General features: G+C 41.3%; 19 protein-coding genes. All 19 read right to left on the reverse strand.

Features of this window, described 5'->3' with window-relative positions; translation table 11 throughout:
• Positions 1-268: 268 nt before the first annotated feature.
• Positions 269-574, reverse strand: coding sequence for a hypothetical protein (locus INF77_RS22100; protein WP_227414032.1), 306 nt, complete (start codon positions 572-574; stop codon positions 269-271).
• 95 nt (positions 575-669) lie between these two features.
• Positions 670-1,050: a hypothetical protein gene (locus tag INF77_RS22105; protein WP_193532994.1), complete on the reverse strand. Its 381-nt coding sequence runs from the start codon at positions 1,048-1,050 to the stop codon at positions 670-672.
• Between the two features lie 10 nt (positions 1,051-1,060).
• Positions 1,061-1,648, reverse strand: a complete 588-nt coding sequence (locus INF77_RS22110) for a DUF6012 family protein (protein WP_063425465.1) — start codon at positions 1,646-1,648, stop codon at positions 1,061-1,063.
• A 14-nt stretch (positions 1,649-1,662) separates the two neighbouring features.
• On the reverse strand, positions 1,663-2,040 hold the full coding sequence (locus INF77_RS22115) for a hypothetical protein (protein ID WP_193532993.1): 378 nt from the start codon (positions 2,038-2,040) through the stop codon (positions 1,663-1,665).
• A gap of 11 nt (positions 2,041-2,051) precedes the next feature.
• Complete coding sequence (locus INF77_RS22120; RefSeq protein ID WP_193532992.1) at positions 2,052-2,486, reverse strand: hypothetical protein; 435 nt, start codon at positions 2,484-2,486, stop codon at positions 2,052-2,054.
• 13 nt (positions 2,487-2,499) lie between these two features.
• Entirely contained in the window at positions 2,500-2,955 is a 456-nt protein-coding gene (locus INF77_RS22125; RefSeq protein WP_370529668.1) for a thermonuclease family protein, read from the reverse strand.
• 162 nt (positions 2,956-3,117) lie between these two features.
• Complete coding sequence (locus INF77_RS22130) at positions 3,118-4,212, reverse strand: acyltransferase (protein WP_074163157.1); 1,095 nt, start codon at positions 4,210-4,212, stop codon at positions 3,118-3,120.
• Positions 4,213-4,373: 161 nt separating this feature from the next.
• Entirely contained in the window at positions 4,374-4,799 is a 426-nt protein-coding gene (locus INF77_RS22135; protein WP_227413999.1) for a lytic transglycosylase domain-containing protein, read from the reverse strand.
• A 35-nt stretch (positions 4,800-4,834) separates the two neighbouring features.
• Positions 4,835-5,455, reverse strand: coding sequence for a prepilin peptidase (locus tag INF77_RS22140; protein ID WP_193532769.1), 621 nt, complete (start codon positions 5,453-5,455; stop codon positions 4,835-4,837).
• Between the two features lie 2 nt (positions 5,456-5,457).
• The gene (gene pilM / locus INF77_RS22145; protein ID WP_063425475.1) at positions 5,458-5,883 is read right to left on the reverse strand and encodes a type IV pilus biogenesis protein PilM; all 426 of its coding nucleotides are present in this window, start codon (positions 5,881-5,883) and stop codon (positions 5,458-5,460) included.
• Between the two features lie 7 nt (positions 5,884-5,890).
• Positions 5,891-7,309 (reverse strand): shufflon system plasmid conjugative transfer pilus tip adhesin PilV, encoded by a 1,419-nt coding sequence (gene pilV / locus INF77_RS22150; RefSeq protein ID WP_193532768.1) that lies wholly within the window; start codon positions 7,307-7,309, stop codon positions 5,891-5,893.
• Position 7,310: 1 nt separating this feature from the next.
• Positions 7,311-8,255 carry an ATPase, T2SS/T4P/T4SS family gene (locus INF77_RS22155; protein WP_063425479.1) on the reverse strand — a complete coding sequence of 315 codons (945 nt, stop codon included), beginning with the start codon at positions 8,253-8,255 and terminating at the stop codon, positions 7,311-7,313.
• Positions 8,256-8,293: 38 nt separating this feature from the next.
• Positions 8,294-8,797: a type 4 pilus major pilin gene (locus INF77_RS22160; protein ID WP_063425481.1), complete on the reverse strand. Its 504-nt coding sequence runs from the start codon at positions 8,795-8,797 to the stop codon at positions 8,294-8,296.
• A 180-nt stretch (positions 8,798-8,977) separates the two neighbouring features.
• Positions 8,978-10,045, reverse strand: coding sequence for a type II secretion system F family protein (locus INF77_RS22165; RefSeq protein ID WP_063425484.1), 1,068 nt, complete (start codon positions 10,043-10,045; stop codon positions 8,978-8,980).
• Positions 10,038-11,585: a GspE/PulE family protein gene (locus tag INF77_RS22170; RefSeq protein WP_193533042.1), complete on the reverse strand. Its 1,548-nt coding sequence runs from the start codon at positions 11,583-11,585 to the stop codon at positions 10,038-10,040. Before INF77_RS22170 ends, INF77_RS22165 begins: the two co-directional genes overlap by 8 nt.
• A 13-nt stretch (positions 11,586-11,598) precedes the next feature.
• Positions 11,599-12,024 (reverse strand): type IV pilus biogenesis protein PilP, encoded by a 426-nt coding sequence (gene pilP, locus INF77_RS22175; protein WP_074163155.1) that lies wholly within the window; start codon positions 12,022-12,024, stop codon positions 11,599-11,601.
• Positions 12,011-13,390: a type 4b pilus protein PilO2 gene (gene pilO2 / locus INF77_RS22180; protein ID WP_063425312.1), complete on the reverse strand. Its 1,380-nt coding sequence runs from the start codon at positions 13,388-13,390 to the stop codon at positions 12,011-12,013. The genes pilP and pilO2 overlap by 14 nt, the downstream gene beginning before the upstream one ends.
• Entirely contained in the window at positions 13,380-15,071 is a 1,692-nt protein-coding gene (locus INF77_RS22185) for a PilN family type IVB pilus formation outer membrane protein (RefSeq protein ID WP_193532937.1), read from the reverse strand. Before INF77_RS22185 ends, pilO2 begins: the two co-directional genes overlap by 11 nt.
• A gap of 1 nt (position 15,072) precedes the next feature.
• Positions 15,073-15,951, reverse strand: coding sequence for a toxin co-regulated pilus biosynthesis Q family protein (locus tag INF77_RS22190; protein WP_193532938.1), 879 nt, complete (start codon positions 15,949-15,951; stop codon positions 15,073-15,075).
• Between the last annotated feature and the right edge of the window lie 199 nt (positions 15,952-16,150).

Consider the following 16,150-nt stretch of genomic DNA (forward strand, 5'->3'; position numbering starts at 1 on the left):
CTGGAGCACGTTAGTTTACCTAAAAATTAAAACGGGGACAGCATAAAATCCACGTAAAAACCCTCATTGCTCAAATGCAGTAACAAATTAGATCAACAATAAAAATTAGCTTTAAACTACGCTAAAACTATTTCATGGCAATGAATTAGATTATCAAAAAATCATCAGGAATTAGAATTTAGCACTCAAGCATTGGAAGTTAGAAAATACACAATCTTGCACTGTTATTAAAACGTATTATTTCAGACTCATTAATCATTACTTCTCCTCACCACTTATGGCTCCAAACATATGCCATGCAAAGCTGTAATGGAAGATTATGTTTAGTAGACATAAACTCTGCACAATGATCATCGTCAAAAACTGGTAGCCCATCGTTTACATTAAGAAGGTGAGGGTTTTCATTGCGCTCTTGCTCAAGAGTACTACTATCGAAAATACCACTTGAAGTAATACCGACCAAATCCATATAATGCCACTGTGCCGTTTCTAAATCATCAAGAGTCTTTTTAGGATTTTCAATTTTAAAAAGCAAAGTTTCCAGCTCATGTTCTGCCTGTTCTTTTTTCATCATTTTTTTCCGTTTAGTGTAAACGCCTCTGCTGCCTGACATTTATTTCAGGTGGTGGAGGGGTTGGACAAGAGAAACGCGTCAGTTCTGTTTATGTGTCAAGTTCCATCCTTGAATAAATAAGGGAAACTGATTTGTACATCGCTAACATCGTTATCAAACCATATATCAAAGAAGTCATGAGATTGTTCGTAAAAACCATGCTCACGATAAAACTCATCGTCGAGCTCTTTTTGTGTTGTAAAAGCATGTTGTATAAAAGTAATGAGTTGCACATTAGCCGGATCAACAAAACCCTTCACATATTGTCTACCTTCACGCTGAAAAGATTTTTGCCAGTCGTGAGAATCAGTAAAAAGTCGTTCAAGCGTAGCTAAGTCGGTTTTACCAGAAAAAAACAAGTCAGACAAAGAGCCGTAATTACCTACGTGTAAATCAACAAAACAATCATGAGTAAAATCAATTTTACTGAAATCCATCCCAACCCCCTTATATAATAATAGCCTGATCCGTCGAAGGCAGTCGACTGAACATAGAGCATTCAGTATTCAAGCGTTCTGATTGGATGGTATGTAGTAACAAGTTTTCCTCTCTGGACAAAAGAAAATCCCCCCAGCTGTATTCTTTCCAGACATCATGAGTCTCTTTACCAGGTTTATTTAAGAAGGACTCCATCTTCGGCTGGATTCTTACCGGAGCCAGATTTTCATAGGCGGAATGAACTCGACTTTTCCATCCATCGAATCCAACATTTAACATTATATCTTGTGAAACCATATCAAACTCATCATCTTCAATATAGGTCGTCACTCGATGCTTAATCATCCCCAAGTTTTCTATATCCCACTGGTAGTCAGCAGTAAACGATTTGAGGTGCTTATTAGTTTTAAGTAAAAGACCATTGATAGCCTTTCTGCCTTTTTTCATCCCTACCCAGATATTTTTATTGGGGTGTGGCCTGCCAGTTGACAGTGCATCACCTTCAAGTTTGAATCCCAGTTCAGAAATAACAATTGACTCAAGATGACATTTATTTGCCATCAGATGAAACAGAGACGGCACAATATGTATATACATAACTATTCTCCTTATTACGGCTGGATACTCACTTCGGGGAAACTGATAAGGTACATAGCGTTTCCACCCTTGCCATGACTGAACAATGGTTTTAAAAAATCTTCATTCACAAACTCAGTTTCAAATGTAGCAACATCATGAATGAAACATGTCATATAGACATATTTGTCTGTCTGAAATAACTGTTGCAAATCTTCACCGTGACGGAAAGAAAATTGGCACAGACGTTCATACAAATCCAACAGGACTTGACACTCATAATCAGGAACGAGTATATCAACTTCTGCCGCGCTTTCAGTCATAAGAGAAGAAGCAAAAATATCTGCACTGACGCGAACTTCCTTTACACACACTCTTTTATCAAAACGCTCACTTTCGATTTGATTAAACATACCAGCCCTCATTATTCATCGTCATAAGTTACAAGAAAAATCTCTTCCATTAGCCAAAAATCTATAACAGATTTATCTTTCTCAGTAAGCTGGTCGTATGTGATGGAATGCTTACGCGCCATTTTTAAAAGATCAAGACTGTTCGCAACAAATTCCTTTTCGTGAAAATTGATTTCACGTAGAACTTTAAAGTATTCGGTATTAGGATGATAAAAGGCATTTTCCCCTAATTCCGCCACCTCCTGTTTAATCCAGTCAGCAAGATTAACGATAAACTGTTCTGTTTTATCAGGGAGCCAGTCATTAGAATTTAAATCAATCGGGGTTAACGGCTCTACTCTTTTATGACACACAAGACAAACATAAAAATTTTTACTTTCATGCAAACGCATAGCCTTGCATTTATCACAATCACACAATCCATCTAAAGGCTCTGGACATTTCATAATAAAAACCCTCTTATTTATTATTCCGCCACTCCCACGGAGGAACAGGTTGGTTATCAGCCCACAGGCCGCACTTTTGTTTCTGTACTTCCAGCTGGAGACCGGGCAGTTCCTTATCACTGTTGTAGAAGTCATAGACCCATGCAGCTCCTGATAACACCAGCTCCCGGTTTACTTCCTTACCACCTGAGGTAAAAACACGACCTAGGACACGTTCGTAACGGTCTTTGCGGGTAGATACAACTGTAACTGGTTGCCCTGCGACTAACCTTCTAAGTTGATCAGAAGACCAACGGCCAAAAGGCTGATTCTTTTCAGGAGCGTCTATATTTAATAACCGGACCCTGACAGGCTTTTGTCCCTGTAATACCTCAATAGTGTCACCGTCAAGAACACGGACAACCTTACCCTGAAGAACGGAAGCATCAACTATGAATGGGAAACTAATCAGAAAGATAACACAACAGATTGAATACAGATTACTGCAAAGTTTAATCACGCTTGGCTACGCTCCAATTAATATCATACAATTCATGAATCCAAGTACATACAATTAGACTTCAAGCCGAAAGAAAGTACAGAATGGATAGTGATTTATGGCCGCTCGCGCGGCCAATGATTCTACTCAAATTCAAACCTGATTGGCACGAACAGTTTTGAATAAAACCCATTTATTCTTTAAATATCTGGTGAAACTAATTTCGATATATTTGTGTGTATAATGAGCAACAATCATTGTTGTTAATATTGAAAAGCACAATAATATCAATCCGTATTCACCCATATCTACACCACTATGTTTAAAGAGCTTTATGAATATGTTTTTAATATTCATATGCAACAAATAAACAGAATAAGATACACTACCCAGATATAAAAGGACTCGAGATTTAATCACATATCCAGCTCGTTCGAGTTGTATAACAGATAATACAAGCAAGAAAGAAGTCAAACCGTAACCCAAAACGCCATGCCCCGGCCACGTATGCGCTAATGCATTATATATAAAAATTACCACACCAAAAATTGATAATGTTAATGAGAATATATTTAAGCGATCACTCAATAGTGGGTATAAAAGACCAAGTGCAGCACCTGCAATAAATTCAAAAATAATTGGATGTGTAACCATTGAAAGATAAGCTGAATCCATAGTGAAGCCGTATCTTAAGTACTGCTCAGGAATCTCAAACAAGAACAGAGGGATTAGAATAACTAAAGTGATGAAGGTAATTGTTGCAACCCATTTTCTTGCACCAAATATAAATGATAGGGCAGCAATCATATAAAAATACATTTCGTAATTTAGCGTCCAACCCTGACCAATAGTTGCTCCTCCATAAATTGGTCCAAGAGAGTTACTCCCGTCATCCATGCCACCAATGGGGATAAAGAGGAGGGACTTAAGACTCGCTATCCACGCGTCTTTATCTGCTCCAAAACTGCTTAATGTCATGATGTAGTAGAGCGGCACGATTCGAACCAGCCTGTTAACGAAATAATCGACACCGGCAGCAAGTCCAGAGGATTCCCTGGGAATCGTGTAAGCGGCAATGAAACCACTAATGATAAAGAAGAGGTCAACACCCCAGGATCCCCCTGCAATCAGATTTCCTGCCACACTATCTGATGAGAGCCCGGTAAAGCCTTGGTGATGCAATAACATAACAGCAATTGCTGCAATACCCCGTAAGGCCTGGAGTGAGTAGACTGTTGGATTTTTCATTATGGATGGGTAAATACTGTACTGTGTTAGATCAGAAATTGCGAAGACATGGGCTTCACGCGAGAGTCATCTATCTGATATCGGCAGGTAAGAGAGAAAAATTAAATAAAAAATGTAAAATCACCAAAAATGAGACGTATCATTAATGAATCGTTCATTTTTCATCCTTCACCTGTAAGCTCTAGATAGCGTGCATAAACCTTTTTTGCGTATTTTTGCCTGAACGGAGCGTTCGCATTCTTGAATCCTGCATTGTACGCTCCAACAGATTCCCAATTGACTCCGTTAGCTGATATGTTCTTCGCCAGAATCCATGCACCTACGAAAATATTCTGGCATGGGTTTTCAATCAAAATGTCCCGGGTAACGCCCATTTTCCCAAGAAGCGGGAACCATGAGGAGTTTATCTGCATCAGACCCACATCCTCGCTAACAACCTTACCGTTTCTCTTGTTTTGCCCAATTGCACGTGGATTCATTGAGCTTTCCACTTCAGCAATTGCTACCAAAAGCCGATGGTCAATTTGGAAGCGATCTGCGGCCTGAACAAAACAATGCGTAAAATTGTTATTCAATTTTTGCGCCATTACTTCATATGGGAACGCAATCATTATGACTGAAGTTAAATAACACCATAAAATTCGCACAGCTGACCCCCAACAAAAACTGGAAATAAACAAGCAAGGAGTGGAACATCTTTAGTGTATCTGCAGGTGATAGCAACTAAAATAATACAGACTGCCATGTAAGAGGCTGCTATATCTGGAGATAACCATAACCCTACAGAAGGAATCACATACCAGTCACCGCTTGCAATACATTTACCCCGATTACTGATATACGAAACCAAATATATAACGAGAGCTGGGAGACAGAACAAGGCTATACTCAGAAGCCCCTCGTCGATGGGTTTTGTGAAGCCAAGTAAGCTTATCCAGATCATAGAATATATAAGTATGTCGGGCACCCAACGCATAACGAGGTCCGTATAAGCAACACAGGCGAAAGCGAAGACAAAAACCGATAGAAAAAGGTTATCAGTTAAGTTATAAATCAGTATTACAGACATGAACATCAGTACTGAAACGAAAGGGTATGATTCAGTTTTGACCTCCTCACTTTCTAATAATTTGTTATCCTCAATAACCTTTATCTTTACTGTTTGATAAACATATGGAAGATGTTCTGCAAATAGCTTTCCCAAAACTGCCAAAGCGATCGAGTAGATTCCAATCCAGAGCACCTTCACCTCACATAAACGATGTTATTATTTCCAATGAACCCGGGTTTTGAAACCTTACCGGAAACTGTATTTATGTTTGTAGCATCCGTTACGCCAACAGCAGAACTGAAATCCGTTGTTTTGAGCACTTCATAAAAAACGCCTTTACTGGCCGGCATATAAACATAGCCAGTCTTATTACTGACATACATCTTTATACTTGAGTTTTTAGGCAACCACGACGGTAAAGGAACTGACGCGGTGACGTCTCCATTAACACCGCTGTTAGCTTGATAGTAACTATCAAAGGCATATACATAGTTCATAAACTGACCGCTTTTAGTCTGAATATCAGTTGATTCTAAAACCTCAGCCCTTTCTGTATTAACGATACGCAGACCACTTAATGACAAAGCTAAGATAAAAAAAGCGACTACGGAATAGTTCATAAACCACCTACTGCGCTTTAATGATATATATTACAGCTGCGTTTATCGGTCGGGTTTCATCACCACCGGCTTCCTCGGAAAGAGAATCCGTCAGAAATGATTGATAGCTCCCTCCCCACGCAATACCTGTAACACCATGCGGAGCTTGGGGGTTAGACCTGACTCGCTCAAGGGGGAGCTGATGACGGTGTTTTTTAAATTCGTCGGACTGGATACTCAGCAACCCGCGTCCTGAATCAGGATCACGTCCTAATCCACGGTCAAGGCCACGTAGAAATACCCCACGAAAATCAGGTACCTTCCCGGAAGGATAATATGAAGCCAGTTCGGTATATGTTGAAGTGCTGAATGACTGTCCATTACACTCGAGCCACCCCGCAGGAATTGCCGCGGTTCCCCAAATGGCAATTGTACCAACAGGTACACCAGAACTCTTTGCCCACACTCGATTAACACAAGAAACTGTCTGTCCGGTACTGTCTCTGCCCATATACCCATTCACTGGGCAGGATTGTCCAACAACCACTTGTTGTGAAGGGAAGAAATATTGCCCCTGGATCACACTCGCGCCGGTTATCTTTCCAGACACATTCGCAGCACCACTAACGTCCGCAGTACCTGCAGTTAGTGCGCCCGTAACCCTCGCAGTAGCCGCAGTAAGCACCCCGGAGATATTCCCGGTAGTTGCATTTACAGTTGTGGCATTGACAGTAGCAGCTGTCGCTGTGTTAGAGATTGCTGCATTGGTACCACGAAACGTTGCCGTGTTTGATATGTCATTCCCCCCCATATTCAGGGAGGTATTCATGGTATTCAATTCAGGGTGGCCTGGAACCGCCTTACGATAGAGATAATCGTTCGAAACGGCACCATTCTGATAGAAACCGGCAATTACTATGTGACCATCACCCGGATTAAATCCACCAAAAGCAGAGAGGCTCGTGCTCCAGGCACCTAAAGCTCCCTTAGCAACACCACTTTCAATGTACCCACCTGTTGCACCAATACGTGTTGCAATCTTTCTTGCCTGGCTAAGTGATAGCTGAACTCCACCAGTAAGGAATGTCATGGTATGGAACTTATTAGCCGTAGGTTCAAAGATCTTGGTTGCGTAAGTTGCCGAGAAATTATTGGTAGGAGAATAACCGGATGGCAGATAACCAGCGGAGACAAGCATCGGTACTGTTAAATTGTATGGTACTGTTGGCGTTGCAGTTGCTGAAATGGTAGCGGCATTATCAAGAATATACTTATTTACTGCATTCTGAACGGTCAAGGCCTGCCCGGCCGCAACACTATTTCTGTATTCATCAATTACTGTTTGAGTGATCGGCCTGACGAAGAATGTAAGAATAAGGAATATCATACCAACTGCGATACCAATATCGGTAACGTTTGATATACCACGTTTCAATGAACGTCTCATATTATGGCCTCAGTTTATTCATATTAGAACGTAAGTCATCACGTAAAGCGGAGTAATTACCTGTTAAAATTTTCGCTTTTATGGTATCTGCTGATCCTGAATTACGTAAATCAAAACCTGTTATATCAACATTCCGTGAAAAAACTTTCTCATCACGGATCACAGTAGTCATAACCTGATGTGCAACGATATAAAGAGTACTTGCCACATTTGCTTTTGCCCCTGGATTTAATTCTTCACAAAACATGACATAACGCTCAATCGCTTCCTGTATTGATGCTGCATGGATGGTAGAAACTACAAACATACTTAAACTTGCTTTCAGAACTTCATGAGCCGTTATTCCATCTCGAATCTCCCCCAACAGAAAAGATGACGCCCCCATCCTGAATGCTTTCTTTGTTGCGCTTGCATAGGTTTCGTTGCCGCTCACCTCAAGTTGCATGCAACGACCTTCGCCATGACGCCCCTTAAGAAGCGTTTCTGCGGGGTCTTCAATGGAGACGCCTAAATCCCCAGTTACCTCGATACGTCTTTTTAGAATGGCCGCAGCAGTAGTTGTTTTACCGGAACCCATGGCGCCAGCGATGAGAACCAGCCCTGTTGCATTGTTTTGATCAATAGAGTTTCGTAGCTTTGTTGATAGTTGAATATCTTTCAAATTACGAACCCCGTCCGGGGTTTGGCGAATAACAAAATTCTCGCCACCAAAGAGATCTACTGTCACCGTGACGCGATATAACCGCATATCATGAAGCAGTGAAAATTCTGTTCGTCCAGAATCACGATAAAAAGACAGGCATCTTTCGGTGAGTATTTCGCAGTCTTCTATTAAATGACCTGGAACTGACACGAGGATTTTGTCAGCTCCAGTAAGGCCCTTAATTTCTGCATAATCTTTACCAATATACAAGTCAACAAAATCATTATCTCTTAAGCGCTGCATTTAAAGTCCAAAGCCGCCCGAAGGCGGCTAGAAAGTGATTAAGATTTAGTTGTGAAGACCACTGTATTGGTAGCACCAGTGCATGCTGTGGTTGCAGCAGCTGCTGTCACTTCACCAGTAATAGTCTGATTATTTATCTTTGTTGAGGCCATATCTGAAGTACCAACACCCTGCGCAACCTTAATACACTCTTTTGCCGAGAGTAAAGTGTCCGTTACAGTAAACCCAACGCCGTTCCCTTTTACTGTAACAACGCCACCTGCGCGGTTGTAAATTTGGCCATTTGATACAGTAACGTTGCCAGGCACAGCTCCAGACGCGATTAAGGCAGCAGAGTAATCAGTAGTGCCATATCCGCCACTGGAACGCAACTGACGTGTCTCGTTTAATAATGTGCTGACCAATGTTACCTCGCTTGTTGCTGATATCTTGAAGTAAGCAACAACTGCGGCTGCAAGGACAAGACCGATGATAACAAGCTGACCTCCTAATGAGCTGATGAAGTCAGTGATATTTGCAATACCGCGTTTAGGGCTTTTCATAGAGTTCTCCATTTTTATGAACAATTGGGATTAAAAGAATTTATGCATAGAGTGATGCATAGTGTTATTAAACAAAAGAAGCAGCAAGTAACAGCAAAAGGCATTGTGATATCTAACGTGCCATTACATATACTATTGACACCTTTACTTGACTCTTAAGATGGTTTTTAACCATCGGCTTTAGTTAAAGAAAAAAGCTCTTTGTATAAGATCAAACATAATAATTATTAAAAAAGAAATGCCAGCGCCACATCCTAACATGCTGGCTATCCTCATACGGTCACTTGTTTGTTCAACTCCTTTTATAGTTTTATCTAACCATTTTTCTGCGAATCGTTTTAAAGACCCCTCTCGATTTGTAGTTTCGAATAAGCTTTGCATCTTGATAATTGCTTCTTCACCAGGAAAATCAAATCCAGTAACATCTAATGCACTACCCAGATTTGGTTCCCCGTTCGCTATCTGCTCAAGAGTTGCTGCCAACCTTTCTTCTAACCAGCGTGACTGACAGGAGTCAACCATTTTAGAAAGAGCATCCTCCATAGTGATGCCAGCAGATAACATTGCATTCACATTCATGATAAAAGTCGCCCCCTGCAGCCGGCTATAAACTGAATACGGAGGAATTTTTTCGAAATAAAGCCTTATATTACCAGACCAGTTCGAAAGGCTTTTGTAAACCAAATAACTAACTATTAAAAGACATAGTATAAATATGTAAGAGTAATTTGTTATACCTATATACAGATAATAGACCATTAGCTGAGCATCACTCCATTGATTTAATGGCACCGTCTGTTTCAATATAGGGACAAGTAAAATACAGAACAAAGATAGAATACCTAACCCTAATGACAACATATATGTTGTTATCATTACGGAGCCTCTTACCGCAGATACAATCCTGTGAGTACCATCTGCAATCAACATAGCATTAAGAAATCCATCTGCTATTTTTCCTGCTGTATCACAGGATTCAATGATGCTGAGTTCCTGATCTGGTATCCATTCGCGCAATGATTGAGCGAGAGAATAACCTGCGCTGAGATTATCTCGGCACTCAATCAAAATACGCCCCATTGGGTTTTTAGGTTTTTTCCCGCGACGCGTATAGTTCTCAATCAACTTATTAAATATTTCAAGAGCCGGTAATCCATCAAGTGTATACTGCCGAAAATTGTCATACAGCTCAATCCTATCATTCGCGCTCAAAGTTAACTGATATATGAAACGATCTAATCTATTCATTGAATTTGTCATCCCTGTCAAGGTTGCAAACCGATTTATGCGCAATCACAGGATCAACTACACCATCATTGATTAATCTCTTTACGTTTTGACAGAGTGTTACCCCCCCGTTTTCACGCCAGTATTTCCATGCAGCAATTTTCCCTTGCTGGTCATAGAGACGCATAAACTTGTAATCTGTCTCGATAACTTCGAAAACTCCAGTCCTACCTTTGATTCCGGTATAGTTACATTTAGAACAACCGCCCGGGTTCTGAAGATAAACAGTGTCTATGTCAGTGTATTTATCAATCACCTCTGTAAAAATCGGATCAATATTTATTTTATGGTCCGTATATTTGATTTTACAATGAGGGCACGATAGTTTTACCAGCCTTAGTCCAATCAGGCATGTAATCAGAGTTGCATCAGTTAATAAATCCTGGTCTACCCCAAGCCGTCGGAGGCGCTGAATAATATCGATGGGATGACTGGTATGAATTGTTGTTATAACAGAGTGACCTGTCTGAGACGCTTCAACGGCACCAGTAGCTGACGTACTGTCCCTTACTTCACCCACATATATCGAGTCAGGGTCTAAACGCATTATGTTGGCCATCGCTTTTCCCCATGCTGCTTCAACAAGTTGGTTGTCGCCACGGTCGCCAATCATCAGGGGGGTCTGGAAAGCGCCACTTATCGGGGACTCTATAGGATCCTCAATTGTGAGCATATTCATCCCTGGGTTTTCAGCAGTATAGATCTCGGCCATACACTGGCTTAGCGTTGATTTACCATGACCTGTTGGACCACTGGAGAAGATAGCCCCCGCTGGCTTTGCTAATACACTTCTAATGATACGTTGCTCATTTTCCGTAAGACCAAGCTCAGCCAGTGTAAGTGACTTTTTCCTACGGTTAATCAAACGAACTACAACTATTATTTTTCCTGAACCGCCCGGGCGGGTTGCTACGCGACCGGTGCTCAAACCGAATCCCTGGACAAATTCTTCTTTGATCTTTGCATCTGAGGATTTGTTATAGCTCAGTGTGGGGGTTGTTTGTTCATTACACATCGTGTTGTAGAGAGTCTGGACAACTCGTTTTCCACCTTCAGCTGACATCTCAAACTCATGCATCTGACGCAAGACACTGTCAATTCGAAAAAGGACGTGAGTGAAACTGTGCTCCACTCTAAAATGAATGTCTGATGTTCCCCGTGCTACCGCGTCTTCGATAATCTCAAGGACCTTTTCCTGAAGACCTTTTTCAGATTGCTCAGTCTCTGTATTTTTTTCAAAAGTGTTAAAGAGATGTCCAATCTTTTCAATATCCTGACGGTTCGTGTAGGAAACCTGGTGATTAATCCCTGCTTTCCGCAGCTGCTTCCTTAAATGATAAAATTCTGTTTTACCATCAATTTCAGGAAGTACATGCAACGTGTGCTCGCCACTCTCTTTTTCCAGAAGCAGTCTTGCATTATCTTTCACCAACTCTGAAAGTTCCCCTACTAAATCCTTTAATGGGACCAGGGAATGTGTATTTTCATTTACAGTAAGCATGTTTTTCTCTACATTAACTTAGAGGGATAATTTTTCCGTCAGTGATTTGACGTACAGACACACCATTCATATTTACTGAATGAACTTGATAACGTCCCCCTGGTAACATCTCACCGACTGTCACTGAGCGAGAAGAACCATTTGATAAAAGAATGACAGCCTTTCTTCCATTTATTTTAATTAATGAGGGGAGGGGGTCACTTACCTCTTGATGTTTGTTTTGCGCCACTGGTGTAGACGATTGCGACACTTCCTCTTTACTAACATTATAACTTTCAGCATCTTGTTTGGCTTTATTTAAAGCGGCTTTAACTTCAAAGATGAATCTTTCTTTTTGTAACTTATCAAGTTCACCAAAACTTCCAGGCTCCGCAGATGTAACGCCACACCATAATAAAACTGGAAGTAATGATAATTTAATAAATTTAGCGCGCCCCATAAATAGCTCCTTTCATTTTATACTGAACAGTTTTACTGGTTTGGTCGAACGTATACATGATGCTGAAGAGTCTCATACCCTGAAAGTCATCTTTCTCAAAGATAAGTCCCGGGTCTACAATTGTTTCCACCTCGAAAGTGTATTCCTGCCAGTCTTGTGTCGGTAAGTCCTCACCATATTCATTTTTTTTAACATCCACTATTTCAACTGGATTAAATGTTGCTTCAACATTTACACCCTGAAAAAGCGATATTGCTTTTACCAACTGATCGTTGATTGACAACATGGGGTCATCGCCATTTGGTGCAACATCATTTTTTATCTTAAATCCAACAATTGAGGTTTGATTATAAAAAAAGTCCGTGTTGACACCATACTTTTGTTTAATCGCCTCAATCACATTCTTAGTTGTTACTGCTGAATTCTCGGGACGGGATAAATTTATCTTCATACCGTCCGATTCGCACTCCATAGTTGTGGGAATCCATCCTTCGAGTGACAACGGTATCTTATATCGTAAAAGAGTACAGGAATCGATAAACTGCTTTATTGCCGGGCTCTTAATCCATGGATGTTTAAATTTATCCAAGGCCGCCTGGTATCGAGCTTTTTTATTGATTTCTTCTAGCTTTGCCTGTTCAAGGGCAATTATTTGTCTTTTGCGCTCAGCGAGACGTTCCTGATATTGCGTAATAAAAAGGGCCACTACAATTAACATCACGACTGTAATGGCCAAAGCGAGCAACTGATTTTTAGTCATCCCCAAAGTGAGTGGTTTTAACTTAAAATCCTTTGACAAATTCTTCGGCGATAATAACTCATTCAGATCCAGATGATCGGTAACCCAATCAAATACTGTTTGATCGCCATATACTGGTATAGTTAAATCTGAATGACTACCACGGAGTTCCGATTTCAGATCAACAACAGTTTGATGTATGTCTTCAAGGGAATATATTTCATCAGAAAAAGGGTGAATCCCACCTTTTTCTGTTTTTCCGATTAAAGTGAATCTTTCTCCACCATCAGGCCCTTCGCCCAAGGAAATAACAGCAATACAGCAACCTTCAAGAAGAGAAGCTAAAGAAACAATGAGCGAGTAGGAACCACGCAATTTATGTTTCGTTTTAGGAGCAAACCCAGCTTGCCATGAGTCACTTTTTCTTAACGCAACGACATCAAGATTTCGTTGTTTACCAATCCGTCTAACTTCTTTCATGATATTGACGGATTTGCGAACTGGCTCCCATTGAAGCCCTACTACAAAGCGTCTTTTATGAAAGTTCAGGATATGTATTCTGCTTTCTTGAATTTCCCCTGATGCACCTTTTTTTATCCTCTTTGCGGATTTCAGCTTATCTAACATATGGCGTCACCGTAATCACAAAAGATTGTTTAGTTTTCGCGCCAGATAATGCGCCCCCGAACAAGATATTGTTTGGTGATCCTACACCTTGTTTATTTGAATCATTGGTATTTTGTTCAAAGCCGTTCATTACCAAAGTCTGGCCTGCTTTTAACCAAACTCTTTGCTGTATAGAGCGAGTGTCAATATCTGGAGCTTCTATTTTCTGACTATCGGATGTAATCGTTCGTAGTTGTTTAAGACTTGAAATGTCCATAAACATATTCATCATCAATACATTAGATTCTTTCAGAATTTTTGGCAGGATTGTAATATTCGTGCCAGTTGTCACACTACCAGGTGTGAGCGTTTGGGTTGGAACAGTGTTATCGCCGGTTGCATAAGCTGTGGTTGAAACGTCTTTAAGATATGTCGTTTGCTGTCCGACAAGCACAGGCGCAGCGGCCATGTTCGTCGTCATGATAGTGTTTGTTTTTACATCGGAAACTGTCGCTTGTTTGGACAATGCATCCAGCAGGAAGGATGAGCCAGCAGATTGTGCAGCAGAACCAGTCGCAGTATCCAGTACATTGAATCCACCTGAAATTGCATCACTGGACATACCGCTGTTAGTGTTGGCTAAAGTGATCCCGTATTTCCCGTTTAACGATTTCCATACCAGATTCCAGTCAATACCAACCATATCTGATGCATCAGTATTTACTGTGTACGTAACCACTTTAAAGATCACTTGTCGGCTTAACGTGCTGTTCTCAGCATCGAGGTATTCACCGATATGGTTTACTACTTCTGGTACATCCGTAACCATTAATGTTCCGGTGGTTGCATTCAGACTCAGACGTCCAGTTCCAGGTGTAAGCATGCTTTGGACGGTAGCTTTAAGATCGGCGTAAAGGTTATTGCCCATCTCAACATCTGACGACATGGTTGAACCGCCTGACCCGGATACACCCGCTCCCGATCCGCTTCCACTATTACTTCCATCAGTACCTGTCGCATTAGATAGCCCGCTAGTGACGGTTCCCTTCAAACTGTACTTGGCATCAGCAGGTTGAATGTCGAAACGACGAGTTTCGAGGTAATAAAAAACAATTGCATCCTGGTCATATTTCCATGAAATCCCAAGTCGACCTGCTACCTGGTCCAGAAGGCCACCAAGCCCACCGGAATAGCTGATGTCAGTGATAACATTATTAGAAGCGGATACGGCCGGAAGCTGAGTTGCGCCAGGCTCACTACCGAATGCCGACAGTGGCTTCATACTGTCCCCAATAACTGGCGAAGGTACAGACGAAAGCCGCTGTGTCGGTGAACCTGAAGTTGAACCACCTGAACTCAGATAAGCTGTCGCATCAGGAGTAACGCGTACACGGATACCACATTGTTCTGTGATATCCTGGCTAAATTGGAAAATATCCTGCGACCGGATGGTTTTATACTGAACCTGACAACGAGTAATTTTTGCCGGAGCATCGAACTTTGGTTTAGAAATCGGTACAGGATTTATGTATTGGTCATTTTCGAATTGTACGACAGGTAGATTATCAGACATTTGTTTAATGAGGGCAGACGCTTTTACGCCTGTATCATCTGCATCTTTTTGTACCTGATTCATTCGCTGTACAGCACAGCCGTTAAGTAATAAGGAACAAACAGTAATTGATAGAATTTTTATACGCATTTTATTTGGTGTCCTTGATAAGGATAACGCATTGCTCGCGGTACCCGCTAACATATAGAGGGGACTGTGCTTTTTGATAGAGCGTGAAAAGTTTTGTCGTTGCTTCTTCAAAACTTCCGGTAAAAATAAGAGGGTAATCAATCCGATAATTGGTATCCGTTTCCCACTGAACGGTCCATTTCTTGTCTTTATCTTTCAAGCACTCGGTTTTTACCGCCCATTCGATAAAGCCTTCTTTCAAAGTAGTGCCTTTTTCAATTCGCCATGATTTAGGTTTTATGACTACAGGCAAAGAGGAAGCAGTAGGGGACTGCTGAATTGTAGGATACGCAGGCGCAGGTTTAGAGGTATTGTTGGTTTGTGATGAATATAAAATTTCAATCTGACGATCATTTTTTCCATACACCGCCTTGAGACCATTAGCGCTTAGCATCCTATCAGCTACTACTTGCCAACGATCTCCAGCTTCCCAGGAAACAGTACCTTTAAATCCAGAAGCTACAGACGGTGAAAGACGAACGCGCCACCCTGCAGGTGCGATTTTGTTCATCGCAAGTAACAATGGAACATCCCTGCCTGACTCTCTAACGCTGACTGCCCTCTCATTAGAAAGGATACGCTCATCCACTATGTGTAATTCAGCTCCTCCGGTCGGAGTTGATTTAGACACCGGCGACCAGGGATTTACTGTTTTGGCAATTGCAGGAACAGGAGTTACAGGTTTTGCTTGTGCAACTGGTTTTGGAGGCGGTAACTCTTCAGTAAATCGAATCCACCCGCTTTCGTTTTCCAGCTCTGTTACTGGTGCGGAATGGGCGCTATTTAAGGCCAATAGACTGTTTGCGGCCACAAACGCGGTAAAAAGTTTTCTGTTAGTCATATCTGGTTATTTCCCGTTGAAGCATTGGCTCAAACATTCCCGTCTTCCACGCTACCGCCAAGCCTTACACTTGCATGTAGACCTAAGAAACCCAGCGCATCAGTAAAATTGAGTGTTGCTACGCACCGGAGAGAACAAAATCCATATAAAAAATTGCGTTTTGATTATCGCACAAGAAATCTAAGAATTTCAACTTATA

It is taken from the genome of Enterobacter cloacae complex sp. P1B, assembly GCF_014982345.1.
GTDB classification, from domain to species: Bacteria; Pseudomonadota; Gammaproteobacteria; order Enterobacterales; family Enterobacteriaceae; genus Enterobacter; species Enterobacter bugandensis.